The 20,273-nt window shown below is 72.8% G+C and carries 16 protein-coding genes; 5 read left to right on the top strand and 11 right to left on the bottom strand.

The genetic code is table 11. The annotated features are described in order from the left end of the window. Position 1: 1 nt before the first annotated feature. The 5 genes from ACFV8H_RS35075 to ACFV8H_RS35055 form a co-directional block, all read right to left on the bottom strand. Positions 2–826, bottom strand: a complete 825-nt coding sequence (locus ACFV8H_RS35075) for an SDR family oxidoreductase (protein WP_380407981.1) — start codon at positions 824–826, stop codon at positions 2–4. 228 nt (positions 827–1,054) lie between these two features. Next, the gene (locus ACFV8H_RS35070) at positions 1,055–1,780 is read right to left on the bottom strand and encodes a siderophore-interacting protein (protein WP_380407980.1); all 726 of its coding nucleotides are present in this window, start codon (positions 1,778–1,780) and stop codon (positions 1,055–1,057) included. 60 nt (positions 1,781–1,840) lie between these two features. After that, complete coding sequence (locus ACFV8H_RS35065) at positions 1,841–3,013, bottom strand: CopD family protein (RefSeq protein WP_380407978.1); 1,173 nt, start codon at positions 3,011–3,013, stop codon at positions 1,841–1,843. An 87-nt stretch (positions 3,014–3,100) separates the two neighbouring features. Further along, positions 3,101–3,553, bottom strand: coding sequence for a MarR family winged helix-turn-helix transcriptional regulator (locus tag ACFV8H_RS35060; protein WP_380407976.1), 453 nt, complete (start codon positions 3,551–3,553; stop codon positions 3,101–3,103). Continuing rightward, on the bottom strand, positions 3,553–5,016 hold the full coding sequence (locus tag ACFV8H_RS35055) for an MFS transporter (RefSeq protein WP_380407974.1): 1,464 nt from the start codon (positions 5,014–5,016) through the stop codon (positions 3,553–3,555). The genes ACFV8H_RS35060 and ACFV8H_RS35055 overlap by 1 nt, the downstream gene beginning before the upstream one ends. Positions 5,017–5,238: 222 nt before the next feature. On the opposite strand from ACFV8H_RS35055, the gene ACFV8H_RS35050 reads away from it, so the two are divergent. After that, the gene (locus ACFV8H_RS35050; RefSeq protein ID WP_380407973.1) at positions 5,239–6,462 is read left to right on the top strand and encodes a hypothetical protein; all 1,224 of its coding nucleotides are present in this window, start codon (positions 5,239–5,241) and stop codon (positions 6,460–6,462) included. Positions 6,463–6,541: 79 nt separating this feature from the next. Here the strand turns inward: ACFV8H_RS35050 and ACFV8H_RS35045 are convergent, their stop codons facing one another. Next, complete coding sequence (locus ACFV8H_RS35045; protein WP_380407971.1) at positions 6,542–7,111, bottom strand: TetR/AcrR family transcriptional regulator; 570 nt, start codon at positions 7,109–7,111, stop codon at positions 6,542–6,544. 70 nt (positions 7,112–7,181) lie between these two features. On the opposite strand from ACFV8H_RS35045, the gene ACFV8H_RS35040 reads away from it, so the two are divergent. Together ACFV8H_RS35040 and ACFV8H_RS35035 are read left to right on the top strand one after the other, a co-directional pair. Further along, the gene (locus ACFV8H_RS35040; protein WP_380407969.1) at positions 7,182–7,667 is read left to right on the top strand and encodes an FBP domain-containing protein; all 486 of its coding nucleotides are present in this window, start codon (positions 7,182–7,184) and stop codon (positions 7,665–7,667) included. Positions 7,668–7,893: 226 nt separating this feature from the next. Further along, positions 7,894–9,420 (top strand): FMN-binding glutamate synthase family protein, encoded by a 1,527-nt coding sequence (locus ACFV8H_RS35035; protein WP_380407967.1) that lies wholly within the window; start codon positions 7,894–7,896, stop codon positions 9,418–9,420. A gap of 137 nt (positions 9,421–9,557) precedes the next feature. On the opposite strand, the gene galT is transcribed toward ACFV8H_RS35035, so the two are convergent. Next, on the bottom strand, positions 9,558–10,661 hold the full coding sequence (gene galT / locus ACFV8H_RS35030) for a galactose-1-phosphate uridylyltransferase (protein ID WP_380407965.1): 1,104 nt from the start codon (positions 10,659–10,661) through the stop codon (positions 9,558–9,560). A gap of 256 nt (positions 10,662–10,917) precedes the next feature. On the opposite strand from galT, the gene galK reads away from it, so the two are divergent. Beyond that, the gene (gene galK, locus ACFV8H_RS35025) at positions 10,918–12,060 is read left to right on the top strand and encodes a galactokinase (RefSeq protein WP_380407963.1); all 1,143 of its coding nucleotides are present in this window, start codon (positions 10,918–10,920) and stop codon (positions 12,058–12,060) included. An 83-nt stretch (positions 12,061–12,143) separates the two neighbouring features. On the opposite strand, the gene ACFV8H_RS35020 is transcribed toward galK, so the two are convergent. The 4 genes from ACFV8H_RS35020 to ACFV8H_RS35005 form a co-directional block, all read right to left on the bottom strand. Beyond that, positions 12,144–12,950, bottom strand: a complete 807-nt coding sequence (locus tag ACFV8H_RS35020; protein WP_380407961.1) for a DeoR/GlpR family DNA-binding transcription regulator — start codon at positions 12,948–12,950, stop codon at positions 12,144–12,146. Positions 12,951–13,234: 284 nt separating this feature from the next. Further along, on the bottom strand, positions 13,235–14,275 hold the full coding sequence (locus tag ACFV8H_RS35015) for an ABC transporter permease (RefSeq protein WP_380407959.1): 1,041 nt from the start codon (positions 14,273–14,275) through the stop codon (positions 13,235–13,237). Next, a complete protein-coding gene (locus ACFV8H_RS35010; protein WP_380407957.1) occupies positions 14,272–15,897 on the bottom strand; it encodes a sugar ABC transporter ATP-binding protein in 1,626 nt (541 codons plus the stop codon). The genes ACFV8H_RS35015 and ACFV8H_RS35010 overlap by 4 nt, the downstream gene beginning before the upstream one ends. Positions 15,898–16,067: 170 nt before the next feature. After that, positions 16,068–17,117 (bottom strand): substrate-binding domain-containing protein, encoded by a 1,050-nt coding sequence (locus ACFV8H_RS35005; protein WP_380407955.1) that lies wholly within the window; start codon positions 17,115–17,117, stop codon positions 16,068–16,070. 606 nt (positions 17,118–17,723) lie between these two features. Here ACFV8H_RS35005 and ACFV8H_RS35000 point away from each other — a divergent pair. Further along, positions 17,724–20,177, top strand: a complete 2,454-nt coding sequence (locus ACFV8H_RS35000; protein WP_380407953.1) for a ricin-type beta-trefoil lectin domain protein — start codon at positions 17,724–17,726, stop codon at positions 20,175–20,177. Positions 20,178–20,273: the final 96 nt, after the last annotated feature.

Genomic DNA, 20,273 nt, shown 5'->3' with positions numbered 1-20,273 from the left:
CCTAAGCCCGTACCGCGGCCCGAGGGGTGCCCGTTGCGGTCGTCGCGATGCCGCCGTCCACCGGGATGACGGTGCCCGTGAGGTAGGCCCCGGCCCGGCCGGCGAGGAACACGGCGACACCCGCCATGTCGTCGTCGCGGCCGAGCCGGCGCAGTGGGGCCGCCGCCGCGATCGTGTCGCCGACGGCATCGATCGTGGACGCCGTCATCCGCGACGGGAACACTCCCGGCGCCACCGCGTTCACCGTGATGTGCTGTGGGCCCAGCTCTCGGGCGAGCACGCGGGTGAGTTGGTGGAGCGCCGCTTTGCTGGCTGCGTACGAGTAGGTGGGCGCCTCGGCGACGTGAAGGGCGGCGATGCTGCCGATGTTGATGATCCGCGCGGGATCATCGGCGGTGCCCGCCCTGCGAAGTGCCGGGAGCAGCGCCTGCACCAGCCGGAACGGCGCCTTGAGGTTGAGGTCGATCACCGCGTCCCAGGCCTCGTCCGGGAACGTCTCCAGCGGCTCGCGCCACATCGCCCCCGCGTTGTTGACGAGGATGTCCAGGCGTTCCGAGTCGGCCTGGACGAGATCGGCGAGGCGTCGGCACTCGTCGTGCCTGGACAGGTCGGCGGGGATCGCTCGGACGTCGCCGAAAGCGGACAGGAGGTGCTGTGCCTCCGCGCACGCGTCCGCGTCGCGCGCGCTGATGACGACGCGGGCGCCCGCCTGGACCAGGCCGCGCGCTGTCATCAGCCCGATTCCCCGGGTGCCGCCGGTGACGAGGGCGTACTTCCCGCTCAGATCGAAAAGTTCTGCGTGGGTGGTGAATCGGTCGTCCGCCATTGGTCTCCGTCCCTTCTGTCGTGGAAGAACGCGCCGACACGGTCGCGCCTGCGGGCAGCCGAGGTGAACCGATGGGGGTGGGGCTGCGGCATGTGTCCAGGCTGACAGGCGTTCCGGACGTCGGGGAGACCCTGGTGTTCCAGGTACTGCGAGAGCACCCCTCGCCTGCTGCGCGCAGACGTGCGGCCCGGCGGGGGGGACCGTCCTCCGGCCGGGCCGCACGGGTTCTCAGGGCCGCCAGTACCCGAGGGCGTGGGTGCGCGGCTTGGGGACGTCGAGGTCGCGGCGGACGAAGCGGGCCAGGTCGCGGGTGGTGGCGGTGTCGCAGGCGATCCACACGTAGGCCTCGGCCGGGTCGCCGAGGAGGTCGGGCAGAGCGGTGCGGACCTGGGCCGCGAGGCGGGCCCCGGCGTTCTCCCGGGGGACGAACCGGAGGTCGTGGTGGTCGCGGCCGGTGCGGGCGAGCGGTAGGTGCTCGTCGCTGCCGTGCTGGGTCTCCAGCCAGACGGTGGCCGGCACGTCGGGCAGTGCGCGCAGCAGGGATCCGATCGCGGGGGCGGAGGCCCGGTCCCCGACCAGGAACATCCGGGCGGGCGTCGGGTCGGGGGCGGCGAACGCGGACCCCTGGACGGTGGCCTGGATGGTGTCGCCGACGTCCGCCGTGCTCGCCCAGCGGCTGGCCGGGCCGTCGTGGAGCGCGAAGTCGATCCCGAAGGCGCCCCCGGCGGGGTCCGGGTCGACGAGGGTGTACGCCCGCTGGTGCGGGCGCCCCGCGTCCGGGAACCAGAGTCGCACCCACATGGTGGGGTGCACGCCGGTGGACCCGAGCATGCCGCCGTCCGCGAAACTCAGCCGCCGGCAGTGCGCGGTGACGTCCTCCGCCCCGGTGACGGTGAACTCGAAGTCCCGCCCCCGCATCATCCTGAGGGCCACGCCCTCCCAACCCCGCCCCATGGCACTCCCCACTCTACGAAGACAGTGAAAACGGTGAAAACGGTGAACTGGACCGGCGGATCAGGCAGTTGAGGCCACGGCGGACCGCCGCGCCAGGGCGTCCGACATCCGCACCGTCGCGTACAGCGAGGCGGCCAGCGCGAGGGTGAGCGCGGCGCCCCCGGCGAGGAGGGTGCCGGAGGAGACGGCCTTCGGGCTGCCGGCCTCGGTGCGGGCCGAGCCGGAGATGAACGGCATCACGGCGAGCACCGCGACGCCGAGGGCGACCTCGCCCCAGACGACCTTGGGGAAGTGCCGGAGCGTCAGGTGCAGCAGTGAGCCGGTGTCGTCGGCGCCGCGGGCCCGGACGATCCGGGGCATCAGCCAGAGCTGGTTGAAGGCCCCCGCCGCGACCAGTGCGGCGACCAGGAGCACCTTGACGAGCAGGGCGACGCCGTAGCCGGTGGTCCAGAGCTGGGAGATGCCGCCGACGTGCTTCCAGCTCAGCCACAGTCCGGAGACGGTGACCGTGCCGACGCAGACCATCGCGACGAGGCCGAAGCGCCGCCACACGTCCGCCCAGAGCAGCCCGGCGCCGTCGCCGAGGCGCCCGCGGGTGCCGGCCAGGGCGACGAGCAGGGCCAGGCCGCCGAGCCAGACGACGCCGGAGACGATGTGGGCCTGGTCGAACACCAGGTTCAGCCACGCGTCCAGGCCGGCGGGAACGGTGGTCGGCACGGCGCCGACCAGGGTGACGACGAGGGCGAGGGGCAGCGCGGCGAGGGCGATCCGGTCCACGTGGCGGCGGGCGGCCGGCGCGGCGAGGGCGAGCAGGGCGACGGCGGCCACGACCAGGACGGCGTTCTGCAGCAGGTACACGGTGCCCTGGGCGATCCAGGCGCCCTTGGCCGCGGGCGCCCGCAGGAAGTCCAGGATCCGGTCCGGGGCGAGCGCGTCGCCGAAGGGCATCCCCTTCCCGGCCCGGGCCACCCGGGCGGCGAGCTGGAAGTAGCCCGCGACCAGTAGGACGGCGCCGGCCCCGGCCAGGTAGCCGGCGGCCCTTCTTCGCAGCACCTCGGCGTCCTTGGCGTCCGTTTCCGGGGCCCGCAGGGCCGGGCGCACGGTGGTCGCATAGGTGACGGTGGCTCCGATGGCCCCGCTGAGACCGAGGAAGTACCCGGTCTTGGTGAGGACCCGCCAGAGCTGGGGCATGGCGTATCCGGCCGTGGTCGCGGCCAGGGAGGCAGTGTGCATTAGGTGAGGCTAACCTAATTTCACCCTGCGGTCACCACACCATCCCCCGCCACCCGCGGGAGCCGCCCGCACACCCGGCCACCCCGCTCAGCCCAGGAGCTTCGCCACCACCCGGTCGAGCGCCCGGAGGTCCTCCGGCGGCAGGGCGAGCAGGGCGTCCGGCGGGGTGGTGAGGATGCCGGTGGCGAGCGCGGCCTTGGCCTCGCCCTCCTCGGTGAGGTGGACCAGCTTGGAGCGCCGGTCGGCGGGGTTGGTGATGCGCTCGGCGAGGCCGCGCCGCACCAGGTCGTCGACGATCACCGTGGTGTACGGCGGATCGGCGGTCAGCCGTTCGGCCAGTTCCCGCAGGGTGATCGGGCCGCCGGCGAGGCGGCGCAGCGCCCGGACCCGGCCGAAGCTCATCCCGAGGGCCTCGGCGACGGCCTTGCGGCGGTTGTAGCGCTCCAGGACGAGCGCGTTCATCCCCTGCCAGACCCGGCCCGCCGTCCCGGGGTCGACCCCGCCCGCCTCCGGGTGTCCGCCGGTGTCACTGCGCCCCATCAGGCGTCCACCTTCTCCTTCGCCGTCCTGCTCTCCTCGCCGGCCTCCTCGGCGGCGAGCCGCGCGGCCGTACGCTCGGCCGTCGCCCGGGCCCAGCGGCCGGAAGTGAGCGTACCGGCGACCAGCACGACGGCTCCGCAACCGGCGATGATCCACCACGCCGTCCGCGCCGTCCCGGTGAAGGCCGCGGGGTCGGAGTGCGCCGCGCCCGCCATCAGGGCGCCGATCACGGCCACGCCCAGCGACTGGCCGACCTGTCGGCTGGTGGAGGCGACGGCCGCCGCCACGCCGGCCTGGGCGCGGGGCATCCCGGACACGGCCGTGTTGGTGATGGGCGCGTTGACCAGGCCGAATCCGATGCCGAACAACAGGAAGGCGAGCACCAGCAGACCGGTCGACAGGTGCTCGGAGTAGCCGACCGCCTGGATCACGGCACTCGCGCTCAGGGCCGCCCCGGCCAGCAGCAGCGGCGTCCGCGGGCCCCGTGCGGCCACCATCCGGCCGGACAGCGGGCCGGTCACCAGGGCCATGACGGCCATCGGCAGCATGTACAGCCCGGCGTGCAGCGGCTCCAGCCCGCGGACGTCCTGGAGGTAGAGGGAGCTGACGAACAGGAAGCCGCCGAGACCGGCGAAGGCGGCGACCGCGATCACGGTGGCGCCCGCGAACGGCGCGGAGCGGAAGAACCGGAGGTCGATGAGCGGGTCGGTGCGCCGGGGCTCGTACCGGAGCAGGCCCAGCAGTGCGGCCAGCGCCGCCGCCGTGCAGCCGAGTACCACGGGCGAGGACCAGCCGCGCTGCGGCGATTCGATGATCGCGTACGTGAGCCCGGCGAGCAGCACGACGACGAGGGTCTGGCCGACCGGGTCCACCCGGCGGGCCCGGGCCGCCCGCGACTCCGGGACGTAGCGGCCCGTCAGGACGAAGGCGGCGAGGGCGATCGGGACGTTGATCCAGAAGATCGCCCGCCAGCCGGCCGACTCCACCAGCGCCCCGCCGAGGATCGGCCCGGCGGCCATGCTGATGCCCACGACGCCGCCCCACACGCCTATCGCGCGGGCCCGCTGGCGGGAGTCGGTGAAGGTGTTGCTGATGATCGACATGGCGACGGGGTTGAGCATCGAGCCGCCGACCGCCTGGAGCATGCGCGCCACGATCAGCCAGCCGAGCCCGGGGGCCAGGCTGCACAGCAGGGAGGCCGCGCCGAACACCACCAGCCCGATCCGGAAGACCCGGCGCCGCCCGATCCGGTCGGCGGTCGATCCGGAGAGCATCAGCAGGCTCGCCAGGACCAGGGTGTAGGCGTCGACGGTCCACTGCAGCCCGGACACCGAGGTGTGCAGGTCGCTCCGGACGGCGGGCAGGGCCACGTTCAGGATGGTGATGTCGAGACTGACCATCAGCAGGCTCATGCAGCAGATGGCCAGCACGAGCCAGGGCCGCGGACGGGCGGCGTCGGGCATGGGAACACTCCCCGGGTTAATTGTGTTGGTGTAATCATTGTGCTCACACAACTAACCCGGAGGCAACTTCCCCGAGGACCGACACCCTGGACCGACACCCTGGACCAGCACCCTGGACCAGCACCCGAGCCCAACTCCCGGGCGAGCAAGTCCGGATGCGGTCTCCTCCCACGCCCCGACTCCCGATATAACGGGGACGAAGGGGATCGAGGAGGTTGCAGCATGCAGGCGAGGAAGCAACACGAGAAGGCCGGGCAGGCCCCGCGCGACCCGAGCCCGGCCCGCCGGACCGGCGCCCGGGTGGGACCGGGGGCCGGGGCCGTGTCCCCGCAGGCCGCCGTGGACCTCCAGCGCACCGTCGGCAACGCGGCGACGGGCCGTGCGCTCCAGCGGACGGGCGGCCGGCCGGTGGTGCAGCGGATGCTGGACGAGAACACCGTGGAGACCACCTGCGCGGCCGGCAGCTTCGACGGACGGACCGTCACCCCGGGCCGACGGGCGGGCGAACTCCGGAAGATCGTGTGGCAGGACCACCTGGACGCCATCTCGGAGATCTGCAAGCGGCACAAGTACACCATCGCCATCCGGGAGACCGGCGAGTTCTCGATCCGGCGGATCGCGGAGGGCGCCAAGGCCAAGCCGCACACCATCCTGGAGAAGTCGATCAAGCCCGCCTCCGTCGGCAAGAAGTACGGCACCGGCCCGGGGCAGGTCGCGGGCGACCCGGCGACGATCCTGGCCTGGCTGGACGCCAACGACCTGAGCGGCTTCGTCGGCCACTGGAACGACCAGGGCCTGGCCGGCGTGCGGATCGACAACCCGCCCCCGACGCTCGCCGCCGGGATCGTGCACACCGGCGCCGACGGCGAGCCGTACGTCCCGCTCGACATGCAACAGGCGGGCGGCGGACCGGCATTGACGGCCCTCAAGGCCGATCCGAACTGGAAGCAGTACCTCTACACCGGGGACTACGACCTGCACGAGGTGTACTCCGCCCAGGGCGGCACGGGCGGCGGCCAGATCCCGGAGGCGACCATGGAGAAGGCCAAGCTGCTGAACCGGCTCAACGCGGGGATCGCCAGGAACACCCAGCAGGAGCCGGTGGCCCGGCACGGCACGGTGGCCCTGGAGCACGGCCGGCTGCACACCCAACCCGGCTCCGACTACGCCATGTTCCAGCACGGCGACCAGGCCACCTACCGGATGAACCAGTACCTGGAGTCGACCGTGGCCCGGTTCGCCCAGCAACTGGTGCGGGCCGTGGCCACCGAGGCCGACGAACCGCTCGCCTGGTGCCGGATGGGCACCTGGTACGTCACCAGGAACCGCGAGGAGCACAAGGTGCTGCGCAAGCGCTGGGGCTTGAAGGTCCCCCACACCTGGGAGGACGAGAACGTCGAGCGCACCGCCGAAGGCGGCTACCGCACGGCCCACTACACGGCCTGACGCCGCCCGCGCCGGACCTCACCCCCACCGAGGACCCGCCGAAGACCCACCGGAGGCCCACCAGCACCCCCGCCCGCCGTCAGGCCTTCGGCCAGTTGCGCAGCAGGGCGTCGAGGGCGTCCAGGATGCGGGCCCAGGTGTCCTCGGCGGTGCGCGGGGTGTGCTGGAAGCCGCCTCCCCGCTCCAGCGCGACGTAGCCGTGGAAGGTGCTGCCGAGCAGGCGGACGGCGTCGGTCTCGTCGGGCTCCGCGAGGTCGTAGCCGCGCAGGATCGCGCGGGTCATCTGCGAGTGCCGGACGGCGGCGCTGCCGAGCGCCGTCTCGTAGTCGAGTTCGAGCTGGGCGGCGGCCCAGCGGCCGGGGTGCTCCCGGGCGTAGTCGCGGTAGGCGTTGGCGAAGGCCGCCAGGGCGTCCTTTCCGGCCCGCCCGGCCAGGGCCGCGGCGGCCCGGTCGGCGAGTTCCTCCAGGGCGAGCAGGGCGATCCTGGTCTTGAGGTCCTGGGAGTTCTTGACGTGCGAGTACAGGCTCGCGTCCTTGACGCCGAAGTGTCGTGCGAGCGCGGAGACCGTGACCTTGTCGAAGCCGACCTCATCGGCCAGTTCCGCTCCCGCCCGGGTGAGTCGTTCCGCGTTCAGCCCTACGCGTGCCATCTGCTTCCTTCCATCGCCTGAGTCGATTATACATTTGCCTAATACTCCTAGGTAATTTACGTTGCCTCCTATGAAGCCGATGACCGAACCCCAGATCCGCTCCGCCTTCCTGAACTGCAGCAAGGGCGAGGCCAAGCGCCTGCACGTACCCCGCAACCTGTCCGAACTCGACTGGGACGACCTGGACTTCCTCGGCTGGCGCGACCCGCAGGCACCCGACCGCGCCTACCTCGCGGCCGAACTGGACGGCCGGACGGTGGCGATCGCGCTGCGCTCCTCCGGCGCCGCCTCCTGGCAGGCCCGGCGCAGCATCTGCTCGCTCTGCGTCACCACCCACTCCGGCGGCGTCTCACTGCTGGTCGCCCCGCTCGCCGGGAAGGCCGGCAAGCAGGGCAACTCGGTCGGCGCGTACATGTGCACCGACCTCGCCTGCTCGCTCTACGTGCGCGGCAAGCGGGACGTCGGGGTCAAGCTCCACGAGTCGCTCACCACGGAGGAGAAGATCCGGCGCACCGTGGCCAACCTGGCCGCCTTCGTCGCCAAGGTCACCGCGTGAGCGGGGGCGCAAGCCCGCCCGGGGCGGGTTCGCGGCCGGGCTCCCGGCCGGGCTCCGCCGCGAACCCGCCCCCTGCCCGCAGGGCGCCCGGGGAAGCCTCCTACGATCACATCGGATCCCCCGGCGGACGCCCGGCCCTCCCGGCCGCGCGCCCGCCGCCCCACGCCCTGCACCACAGGACGACTCCACCGACGGCGATGGAGTCGTGCACCGAGGAGGAACGTCCATGCAAGCCCGGAAGATCGGCGCGGCCGCCGCGACAGCGGTGGCGCTTCTGGCTGCCCGCGACCTCATCCAGAAGAAGCACGCGCTGCTCCGGAACTTCCCGGTGCTCGGCCACGCCCGCTACCTGCTGGAGACGATCGGCCCCGAGCTGCGGCAGTACATCGTGACCTCCAACGAGGAGGAGCGTCCGTTCAGCCGCGACCAGCGCACCTGGATCTACGCCTCCGCGAAGGAGCAGAACAACTACTTCGGCTTCGGCACCGAGGTCGACGTCGAGCACGTCCAGGGCCACGCCTACGTCAAGCAGCGCACCTTCGCGGGCGCCCTGCCCGACCTCCACGACCCGCAGTCCCCGCTGCCCTCGGCCAAGGTGCTCGGCGGGCCGCGCGGCCGCGCCAAGGCCTTCCGCCCGGCGAGCGTGGTGAACATCTCGGCGATGAGCTTCGGCTCGCTCTCCGGCGCCGCCATCACCGCCCTCAACAAGGGCGCGGCGGAGGCCGGCACCATGCACAACACCGGAGAGGGCGGCCTCTCCCCGTACCACCGCCAGGGCGGCGACCTCGTCCTCCAGCTCGGCACCGCCTACTTCGGCTGCCGCAACGAGGACGGCACCTTCAACCTGGACAAGCTCAAGGACGTCGTCGCCGGCGCCCCGGTCAAGGCGATAGAGATCAAGCTCTCCCAGGGCGCCAAGCCCGGGCTGGGCGGCATGCTGCCGGGCGCCAAGGTCACCCCGGAGATCGCCGCGATCCGCGGCATCCCGGTCGGCCAGGACTGCGCCTCGCCGTCCCGGCACAGCGCGTTCGGCGACGTCGACTCGATGCTGGACTTCGTCGAACTGATCGCCGCCGAGACCGGCCTGCCGGTCGGCATCAAGAGCGCGGTCGGCGACCTGGGCTTCTGGCAGGAGCTCGCCGCGCTGATGGAGCGCGGCGACCGCGGGGTCGACTTCGTGACCGTCGACGGCGGCGAGGGCGGCACCGGCGCCGCGCCCCGGATGTTCGCCGACTCCGTCTCCCTCCCGTTCCGGATGGGCTTCTCCCGGGTCTACGGCACCTTCGCCGAACTGGGGCTGACCGACGACCTCACCTTCATCGGCTCCGGCAAGCTCGGCCTGCCGGAGAACGCCGCGGTGGCCTTCGCCCTCGGCGCCGACATGATCAACGTGGCCCGCGAGGCCATGCTGTCGATCGGCTGCATCCAGGCCCAGAAGTGCCACACCGACAAGTGCCCCACCGGCATCGCCACCCAGAACCCCTGGCTGGCCCGCGGCCTGGACCCGGCCTCCAAGTCCACCCGCGCCGCCGTCTACCTGCGCACCCTGCGCAAGGAACTGCTCAAGGTCTCCTCCGCCGTCGGCGTCGCCCACCCGGGCCTCATCACCGCGAACGACATCGAGATCATGAACGGCGACTACGAGGCCCGCACCCTCGGCGGGGTCTACGGCTACAAGGACGGCTGGGGCGAGCTCGGCCCCGAGCTGGCCGCGGGGATCACCGCCCTGGTCACCGCGAACCCGGCCGGCTGACCGGCCCCGGCGCCGACCCGACCTGACCTGACCCGCGACACCCGTACTGCGGCCTCCCACCCCCACCGGGGGCGGGAGGCCGCCGTCGTGCCCGGGGCCCGGAACCCTCCGAGGCCCGGAACCGTCCGGGGCCGGGATCAGGCGGGCACGGCGGCCCGCAGCCGCTCGGCGGCGCCCTCCGGGCTGACGTCGGTGACGAAGGCGTCCAACCCGGACTCCACCCCGGCCAGGTACTTGAGCTTGCCGGGCGCCCGCCGGACGGTGAACAGCTCCAGGTGGAGGGCGAGTTCGGCGCCGCCCTCGCCGGGGGCCTGGTGCCAGGCCGCGATGTACGGGGTGCGGTTGCGCGCCCCGCCCGGCCCGGCGGGGAACAGCGCGTCGAAGCGGCGCAGCAGGTCGAGGTAGAGGCCGGGGAACTCGGCGCGCTCGGCCTCGTTCAGTGCGGTCAGGTCGGGGACCCTGCGGTGGGGGTAGAGGTGGACCTCGTACGGCCAGCGGGCGGCGAACGGGACGAAGGCCGTCCAGTGCTCGCCCCGGAGCACCACCCGCTCGGGGGAGCCGCGTTCGACGGCGAGCAGGTCCTCGAAGAGGTTGCGGCCGGTACGGGCCCGGTGCGCCTCGGCCCGGGCGATCATCCGGGCGGTGCGGGAGGGGACGAACGGGAAGGCGTAGATCTGCCCGTGCGGGTGGGCGAGGGTGACCCCGATCTCCTCGCCGCGGTTCTCGAAGCAGTACACCTGCCGTACGCCGGGCAGGGCGGAGAGCTCCGCCGTCCGGTCGGTCCAGGCGTCCAGGACGAGGCGGGCCCGGGGTTCGTCGAGGTCGGCGAAGGAGGCGTCGTGGTCGGAGGTGAAGCAGACCACCTCGCAGCGGCCGACGCCCGGCCGGAGGGTGTGCAGGGGTTCGTCCCGGGCCGCGACGTGGTCGGCGGAGCCGGTGGCGAGCGAGGGGAAGCGGTTCTCGAACACCGCGACCTCGTAGTCCGGCGCCGGGATCTCGCTGAGCCGTCCGTCGCGCGAGGGGCAGAGCGGGCACTCGCCGGCCGGCGGGAGGTAGGTGCGCTGCTGGCGGTGCGCGGCCACCGTCACCCACTCGCCGAGCACCGGGTCGAGCCGGGTCTCGGACAGGCTCGCGGCCGGCTCGAGCGGCCGCTCGTCCGGGACCTCGCGGAGCGCGCCCGGCCCCTGGTCGAAGTAGACCAGTTCGCGGCCGTCGGCCAGCTTGGTGGCGGTTCTGTGCACCGCTGTACTCCTTACGCGTGGGGCCGTCGGCCCGGCACTTTCGAGCTTCAACAGATTCAAACAGAGACGATCGCTTGTCAACAAGCATCGATGCTGGTGGCGGCAGCTTCCGGCCGCCGGTCCGACCCGAATGAACACGGACATCGCAGATATTGACCGTGAGGGCGGTCATGTTTGATTATGTCGGAATTCACTCCCGCGTGCCGGTGCAGACCGACCGCGGGGCCCACCGCGCACGCCAGGCATGGAGCTGCAGATGATCGACGAGGCCACCGAGTTCGAGGCCGTCCACGGCGTCCGCCCGAGCGGCGTCTGGGCCGCACCCGGCCGGGTGAACCTGATCGGTGAGCACACCGACTACAACCACGGCTTCGTCCTGCCCATCGCCCTCCCCCACACCACCCGGGTGACCGCCCGCCGCCGCGAGGACGGCCGGCTGCGGCTGTTCAGCGCCCAGGGCGGCGGCACGATCACCGAACTCGCCCTGGACGGCCTGGAGCCCGGCGTGGTCACCAGCTGGGCCGGCTACCCGGCCGGCGTGTTCTGGGCGCTCGCCGAGGCCGGGCACGCCGTCGGCGGGGCCGACCTGTACGTCGACAGCGACGTGCCGAGCGGCGCCGGCCTCTCCTCCTCCGCCGCCCTGGAGTGCGCGACGGCCGCCGCCCTGAACGACCTGTACGACCTCGGCCTGAGCGCCCCGGAGCTCGCCGTCCTCGCCCAGCGGGCCGAGAACGCCTTCGTCGGCGTGCCCTGCGGCGTGATGGACCAGATGGCGTCCTCCTGCTGCACGGACGGCACCGCGCTGTTCCTGGACGCCCGGACGCTGGAACAGCGGCACGTCCCGTTCGACCTCGCGGCGGCCGGCCTGCGGCTGCTGGTGATCGACACCCGGGTCAAGCACGACCTCGGCGACGGCGCCTACGCGGCCCTGCGGGCCGGCTGCGAGCGCGCCGCCGAGCTGCTCGGCCTGCCCGCACTGCGCGACCTCGCGGCCGCCGACCTCGGCCCGGCCCTGGACCGGCTGCCCGGTGAACTCCGGCCGCTGGTACGGCACGTGGTGACGGAGAACGGGCGCGTGCTGGAGGCCGTCGACCACCTGGTCCGCGGCGACCTCGCGGCGCTCGGGCCGGTCCTGACGGCCGGGCACGCCTCGCTGCGCGACGACTTCCGGGTCTCCTGCGCCGAGACGGACCTCGCGGTCGAGGCCGCCGTCGCCGCCGGGGCGCTGGGCGCCCGGATGACCGGTGGCGGCTTCGGCGGGTCCGTCATCGCCCTGGTCGGCGCCGAGCAGGTGGCCGAGGTCTCGGCCGCCGTGACGGCGGCCTTCCGCGCCGCGGGCTTCGCCGCTCCCGTTGCCTTCACCGCCGTTCCCTCGGCGGGCGCCCGCAAGGTGGGCTGAGCACCCGGCGGGCCCACCGGCCCACCCCACCGGCCCACCCCGGGCCGCCGGAACGGCCCGGGCTCAGCCGGGCCCAGCCGGGATCAGCCCGTGGTCGGGACGACGAGGAGCTCGCCGACCGCCTCGGCGAGCACCCCGCGGGCCGCCGCGGGCAGGGCGTCGTCGGTGATGAAGCAGTCGACCTCCGCCAGGGTCGCGAAGCTGCTCAGACCGACGACGCCCCATTTGGTGTGGTCGGCCACCACGACGGTGCGACGGGCGGAGGCGATCAGGGCCCGGTTGGTCTGCGCCTCGGCCAGGTTGGGCGTGGTGAGGCCGGCCTGCTCGCTCGCCCCGTGCACGCCCAGGATCAGCAGGTCCACGTGCAGCGACCGGACGGTCTGGTCGGCCAGCGCCCCCACCAGGGCGGCCGAGCGGGTCGGCGACCCGCCGGTCAGCAGCAGGGTCGGGACGTTCTCCCGGCCCTCGCTCCCCGCCGCCCACAGCAGGTCGGCGATCCGCAGCGAGTTGGTCACCACCGTCAGGTCCGGCACGTCCAGCAGCCGGGAGGCGACCGCGTAGGTCGTGGTACCGGCCGACAGGGCCACCACGCTGCCCGGCTCCACCAACCGCACCGCGGCGTCCGCCAGCGCGGCCTTGGTGCCCTCCTCCAGGCCGGACTTGGCGTCGAAGCCGGGCTCGAAGGCGCTGGCCGTCCCGGTCGCCACCGCGCCGCCGTGCACCTTCTCCACGGTGCCCTGGCGCACCAGCGCGTCGAGGTCCCGGCGGATGGTCATGTCGGACACGCCGAACTGCTCGACCAGCTCGGCGACCCGGATCGCGCCGGTCCGGCGGATCGCCTCCAGGATCAGGGCCTGGCGCTGGGCGGCGAGCAACGTCTGGTCAGCCACGGAGGACCTTTCGATCGAACGAGCGCGTACGGCCGGGGCGTCCCCGTCGGCGACCGGCGACGCGGCCGGAGCCTGCGTGATCCATTATCCCCGGCCCCGACGGACCCCGGGCCCGGTCGGGGGCGGCGCGGGGGCAGCGGCGAGGCGGCGAGGAGGCGGCGAGGAGGCGGCGGCGCGGGAGCGCACCCGGGTGGGGGGCCGGGTGCGCTCCCGCCCCCGTCCCGTGGGACGGACCGGTAGGACCGCCCTACGGGAGTACGAGGGGTAGGGGCGTGCGAAGTACGTCAGGCCGGCAGCCCGACCGCACGCTCCCGGTTGCGACGCTGCTGGATCACCACCGCGGCCACCAGCAGCGCCCCCTGGGCGACGTTCTGCCAGAAGGCGTTGATGCCCTGGACGGTGAGCCCGTTCTGCAGCGCGCCGAGCAGCGCCACCGCCAGCAGGGTGCCGCCGATGCTGCCCTTGCCGCCCTTGAGGGCGCAGCCGCCGAGCGCGGCCGCGGTGATCGACTGGAGCTCCAGCCCCTCACTGCCGGAGACGGGCTGGCCGCTGCCGGTGCGGGCGGTGAGCAGCACGCCGGCCAGGGCGGCGACCGTACCGGAGAGGGCGTAAGCGGCGATCAGGTACTTGTTGAGGTTGATGCCGGCCAGCCGGGCGGCGGTGTCGTTGCCGCCGATCGCGTAGATGTTGCGGCCGATGTCGGTGTACGTCAGCAGGGCGTGCACGGCGACGGCGGTGAGGATCAGCAGCCAGACCATGGTGGGCAGTCCGGCGATCCGGCCCCGGCTGAGGAAGACGAAGACCGGGTCGTTGAGCACGTAGCCCTGGGCGCGGCCGTCCGAGACGAGCTGGGCGACGCCCTTGTAGGCGGCCAGCCCGGCGAGGGTGGCGATGGTCGGGTTGACCCGGCCGTAGACGATGACGACGCCGTTGAACAGGCCGATGCCGGCGCCGATGGCCAGCGAGGCGCTGATGCCGAGGTAGGGGTTGGCGCCGGTGGAGGTGAACACCATGGCGCTGGTGACGGAGGCCAGGCCGGCCTGGGAGCCGACCGAGATGTCGAGGCCGCCGCAGATGATCACGACGGTCTGGACGACGGCCAGCAGTCCGGAGATGGTGGCGGCCTCGGCGATGACCTGGATGTTGTCCCAGCCGACGAAGTTGGGGTTGAGCGCACCGAACAGGGCGACGACGGCGACCAGGGCGCCGATCAGGCTGAGGTTCTGACCGCCGATCGCGGCGAGCAGGGCGCGCGGGCCGCCGGACCGCACGGGCAGGGCTCCGGTGTCCGGCACCGGGGCGGTCGGGGGCGTGGCGGTGGTCATCGGGTCTCTCCGGTCTGGGCGGGGGTGGTGGCGGCGCGGTGGTCGGCGGCACCGAGGTCATCGTCGGCACCGAAGTCATCGGCACCGAGGTCGTCGGCCATGGCGAGGGCGAGGACGGCTTCCTCGGTCGCCTGCTCGCGGCTGAGCTCGCCGGTGGTGCGGCCGTTCTGCATCACCACGATCCGGTCGGCGAGGCCGAGCACTTCGGGCAGTTCGGAGGAGATGACCAGCACGGCGGTGCCCTCGCGGGCCAGGTCGGCGATGATCTGGTAGATCTCCGCCTTGGCGCCGATGTCGACGCCGCGGGTGGGCTCGTCCAGGATCAGCAGCTCGGGCCGGCGGGCGAGCCAGCGGGCCAGCACGACCTTCTGCTGGTTGCCGCCGGACAGGGTGCACACCTCCGCCTCGACGGAGGGGGCGCGGACCCGCAGCCGGTCGGCGTACTCCTGGGCGAGGGCCTTCTCCTGGCGGTGCTTGACGAACCGCCACCGGCTGAGCCGGCGCAGGCTGACCAGCGAGGTGTTGTCGCGGATCGTGCGTTGCAGGAACAGGGCCTGGGCCTTGCGCTCCTCGGGCGCCAGTCCGATCCCGGCGGCGATGGCGTCGCGCGGGCTGCGCAGCCGCAGCACCTCGCCGTTGAGGGTGACCGTGCCGGAGCGGATCGGGGCGTCCCCGGCCAGCGCGAGGGCGAGTTCGGAGCGTCCGGCGCCGATCAGCCCGGCCAGGGCGACCACCTCGCCGGCCCGGACGCGGAGGCTGACGTCGCGGACGTCGTCGGTGGTGACCCCGTCGACGTCCAGCACGACGCGCTCGGTGGCGACCTGCTGGCGGACGAACAGCGAGGACAGGTCGCGGCCGACCATCAGCCGGACGAGCTCGCCCTCGTCGGTGGCGGCGGCCTGGACCACCCCGGCGACCCGGCCGTCGCGCAGCACGGCGATCCGGTCGGCGAGCCGGAAGATCTCCTTCATCCGGTGGGAGACGTAGACGACCGCGATGCCCTGGTCGCGCAGCCGCCCGATCAGCGCGAACAGCGCCTCGACCTCGTGCTCGGAGAGCGAGGAGGTGGGCTCGTCGAAGGCGATCGCGCGCGGTGCGACCGCACCGGTCAGGGCCCGCATGATCTCGACCAACTGGCGCTGCGCAGCGGTGAGTTCTGAGCCGAGCAGGTCCGGGTCGAGGACCTTGTCGAAGCCCAGGCGGGCCAGGTCGGCGGTGATCCGGCGGCGCAGCTCGGCGCGGTCCAGCCGGCGCAGGGCGGTGCGCGGCAGCGAGCCGGCGTAGACGTTCTCGGCGACCGGGACGTGCGGGATGATCTCGGGTTCCTGCGGGATGATCCGGATCCCGGCCCGGCGGGCGTCCTGCGGGGAGTGCAGGTCCAGGGGCTCGCCGTCCAGCAGGACGCGGCCCTCGGTGGGGCGGTGGTCGCCGGTGAGGATGCGCAGCAGGGTGGACTTTCCGGCACCGTTCTCGCCCATCAGCGCGGTGACCTGGCCGGGCGGGAAGGAGAGCGTGACGTCCGTCAGCGCCTGGACGGCGCCGAAGCGCTTGGACACCCCTTCGGCACTCAGGCCGGCGGAACCGTCCGGCGGTGGGAGGGGCGAGGGTTCGGGTGGGGTCATCGGGGCCTCGTTGGCAGTGCGGTACGGGCGGAGGTGCGGACGGGCCGCGGAAGCGGCGGCGACGGTGCAGTGGCGACGGTGCGGCGGAACCCGGCGGCTCCGCCGCACGGCCGGCCCGAGGCGGCGTCGGCCCTAGGTGGCATCGGGCCGAGGTGGCGTCGGGCGCGGCGTCAGCTGCAGGAGACGCCCGCGGACTGCCAGGTGGCGGCGTCGACCATCTTGGTCGGGGCGAAGGCCTCCTTGGGGAAGTCCTTGCCGTTCTTGAGCTTGTCGAACATGGTCTGCACCGACAGGGCGCCGACGTCCTTGCCGTTGATGAACAGGGCGGCCTTCATGCCGGAGGGCTTGCCGGCGGACCAGTCCTTGCAGGCCAGGTAGGCGCCCAGGCCGACGCCGTCGATGTCGTCCGGGCTGATCCCGGCGTTCTGCAGGGCGGTGACGGCACCCTGGACGTTCTCGTCGTTGCAACCCCAGGTCACCCAGTGCTTGACGCCCGGGTTGGCGGTGATGGTGGCGGCCACCTTGTCCTGGGCGCCGGTCGGGGTGTTGTCGGTGGCGACGTCGATGGCCTGCACGCCCGGCACGGCCTGGTCGAAGGCGTCCTTGGCGGCCTTGACCCGGTCGCCGCAGACGGTGACGTCCTGCTTCCAGGCGGAGATGATCCGGGTGTCGGCGGCGTTCCAGCCGGCCTTCTTGAACTCCTCGGCCGCGCGCTGGCCGACCTGCTGACCCATCTGCTGGCCGGAGAAGCCGATCCGGGGCACCAGGTCGCCGGCGGCGCACTGGGCCGGGGAGGGGCCGCTCGCGCAGACCTGGTCGTCGGAGGTGAGCAGCGCGGCCTTGGCGTCCCGGGCCGTCTGGACGACCTGCGGGCCGACCGCCGGGTCCGGCACCACGATGATCAGGCCGTTGCTCTTCTGGGCGATCGCGGCCTGCACCTCGCCGACCGTCTTGTTGGCGTCGCTGCCGAGGTTCACCACCTTCAGGTCGGCACCCAGTTCGGCAGCCTTGGCCTTCGCCCCGGCCGCCTCGTCCACGAAGTACTGCTGGTCACCCTGCTTCTGCAGGTAGGTGATCGAGACCTTGCCGGACACCGGGGCCACCGGCGCGTCGGCCCCGGAGGAAGAGGTCTGTCCGGTGGAACAGGCCGTCAGTCCGAACGAGGTGACCAGGCTCAGCGCGGCGAGCGAGGCCAGGCGGCCACGGAGGGTGAGGTGCATGGTGGGGGCTCCTGAGGGTGTGGGACCGATCGACCATAAGCAACAGAGTCGATCAGAAAACATCGCAATCAAACGCGATGAGGCAACAGGAAACGCCCAGTTCACACTGGAGTCAAGCGTGGGTTTACCTCCGGGGCACGATCGACACCGTCTCGTTATGCCACCCGCCCCACCCGCCACGAGCAGGTCGGCCCGACGGGCGGTTCCGCGCGCGCGAAAGTGCCCGCGCGGCGGCCGGTTGCCGTGCGGGAAGGTGGACATGCTCGGTCGAAGCCAGCTGATCACACTGGTCAGAGGCGTTCGGATGGGTACACGAGACCACCTACTAGCCGGTAGGTAGGTGCTCGGAACAGCTTCCGACAAAGGCGGGTTCACGTCAAGAGGGCGGCCGCGCCGCCCGCCGGCACCGCGGTCCCGCCCGGACCGCCGCACCTGCGGTCGATCGTGCGCGGTGTTGCCGTGACGGGCGGTCAGCGTCGTTGAATCTGCGGCCTTCTTGTTGATTACTGTTGGAAATCGGGTCTACGCTCCGCACCTGCCCGGTGTTCCTGCATGCTCCCGCCAACGCCGGCTCTCCCCTGCACCCTCCCGCCACCGGAGACGCCCATGGACCGTAGACACCTGCCCCCGAAGCTGCGCACCGCCCTCGGCGCCGCAGCCCTGCTGCTGGGCTCCCTCGGCAGCCTCGCCACACCGCCCGCCGCCGAGGCGGCACCCGTGGCCGCACCCGCCGCCACGCCCGGCACCGCCGTCCGCACCGCCGTCCGCACCGCCGTCACCGTCGACGGCACCCAGCCCGGCCTCGCCTTCGACGGGGTCGGCGCGATCTCCGGCGGCGGCGGCAACTCCCGCCTCCTGGTGGACTATCCGGAGCCGCAGCGCAGCCAACTGCTGGACTACCTGTTCAAGCCCGGCTACGGCGCCTCGCTCCAGGTGCTGAAACTGGAGATCGGCGGCGACACCAACTCCACCGACGGCGCCGAGCCCAGCATCGAACACACCAAGGGCGCCGTCGACTGCCACCAGGGCTACGAGTGGTGGCTCGCCGAACAGGCGAAGGCCCGCAACCCGAACATCACCTTCTACGGCCTGTCCTGGGGCGCCCCCGGCTGGATCGGGAACACCGGCAGCGGCGGCACCTTCTGGTCCCAGGACACCGCCGACTACCTGATGTCCTGGATGGGCTGCGCCGCACAGCACCACCTGAACGTCTCCTACCTCGGCGGCTGGAACGAGCGGAGCTTCGACGCCGCCTGGTACGAGAAGCTCAAGTCCGCGCTGGTCTCCCACGGTTACGGCTCGACCAAGGTGGTCGCCGCCGACGACACCTGGGCGGTGGCCGACGCCATGGCCACCGACCCGGCGTTCCGCGACGCCGTCGACGTCGTGGGCGTTCACTACCCGTGCGGCTACCTGGGCAACTTCACCAGCTGTCCGAGCACCCCCACCGCGCAGGGGCTCGGCAAGCCGCTGTGGGCCAGCGAGAACGGCTCCGAGGACGCCGACGGCGGCGCCGCCGCGGTCGCGCGCGGGATCAACCGCGACTACCTCGACGGCAGGATGACCTCCTTCGTCAACTGGCCGGTCATCGCCGCGCTCTACCCCAACCTGTACTTCTCCAGCGACGGCATGTCGATCGCGAACCAGCCGTGGTCCGGCCACTACACGATCGGCAGGACCACCTGGGTGACGGCACACACCACCCAGTTCGCCCGCCCCGGCTGGCACTACATCGACTCCGCGAGCGGCTACCTCGGCGGCGCGCGCACCAACGGCAGCTACGTCACGCTCAAGTCCACGAACAACCGCGACTACAGCACCGTCATCGAGACCATGGACGCCACCGCGGCCCAGACCGCGAGCTTCACCGTCGCCGGCGGCCTGTCCACCGGCACCGTCCACGTCTGGTCCACCGACCTGGGCTCCGACAAGCCCGCGGACTGGTTCGTCCACGCCCAGGACGTCACCCCGCAGGGCGGCGCGTACACCCTCACCCTCCAGCCCGGCCACGTCTACACCGTGACCACCACCACCGGCCAGGGCCGGGGCACCGCCACCGCGCCGGCCGCCGCCCCGATGGGCCTGCCCTACGCGGACGACTTCGAGAAGGCGGCCACCACCACCTCGCCGAAGTACTTCACCGACATGAACGGCGCCTTCCAGACCGTCCCGTGCGGCGGCGGCCGCGCCGGGACCTGCCTGCGCCAGATGGCCCCGACCTCGCCGATCCGCTGGACCGACGAGTCGTACAACGCGCCGTACACGATCATGGGCGACGGCAGCTGGTCCAACTACACCGTCACCGCCGACACCCTGTTCGAGCAGTCGGGCAGCGTCGAACTCCTCGGCCGGGTCAACCAGCAGGGCCGCAACAACAACGGCCTCAACGCCTACCACCTGCGGTTCAGCGGCACCGGCGCCTGGTCCATCGACAAGAGCGACACCAGCTGGAACTTCACCACCCTCGCCCACGGCACCACCACCGCACCGGGCACCGGGAGTTGGCACACCGTCACGCTGTCGATGGAGGGCAGCACGCTCACCGCCGGCATCGACGGCACCACGGTGGGCAGCGCGACCGACGCGAGCTTCACCAACGGACAGGCCGGCCTGGGCGTGACCGGCTACCGGACCGAGCAGTTCGACCGCTTCGCCCTCACCCCCGGCACCCCGACCACCCACACCGGCCCGATCACCTCCGCCCTGGCCGGCAAGTGCGTCGACGCCGACGGCGACTCCGGGGCCAACGGCACCGCCGTCCAGCTCTGGGACTGCAACGCCGGCCCCTCCCAGGTGTGGACCTGGTCCAACGGCAGCCTCACCCACAACGGCAAGTGCCTCGACGTGACGGGCGCCGCCACCGTCAACGGCACCCCGGTCGAACTCTGGGACTGCAACGCCGGCGCCAACCAGCAGTGGACGCCCCAGCCGGACGGCACCCTGAGGAGCACCCAGTCCGGCCGCTGCCTCGACGACCCGGCCCTCACCACCACCAACGGCACCCGCCTGGAGATCTGGGACTGCAACGCCGGCGCCAACCAGCGCTGGACCCTCCCCTAGCGGCTTGCCGCGAACCCCCACCGCCCACGAAGTGGGCGGGGGGCCGGGGGGGAAGGGGGCCCGGGGCCCGCCCCCCCGCGCGTAAAAAAAAAAAAA

Origin of the sequence: Kitasatospora sp. NPDC059827 (assembly GCF_042731675.1) — a bacterium.
GTDB lineage: Bacteria > Actinomycetota > Actinomycetes > Streptomycetales > Streptomycetaceae > Kitasatospora.
This window is presented reverse-complemented; position numbering and strand designations above follow the sequence as displayed.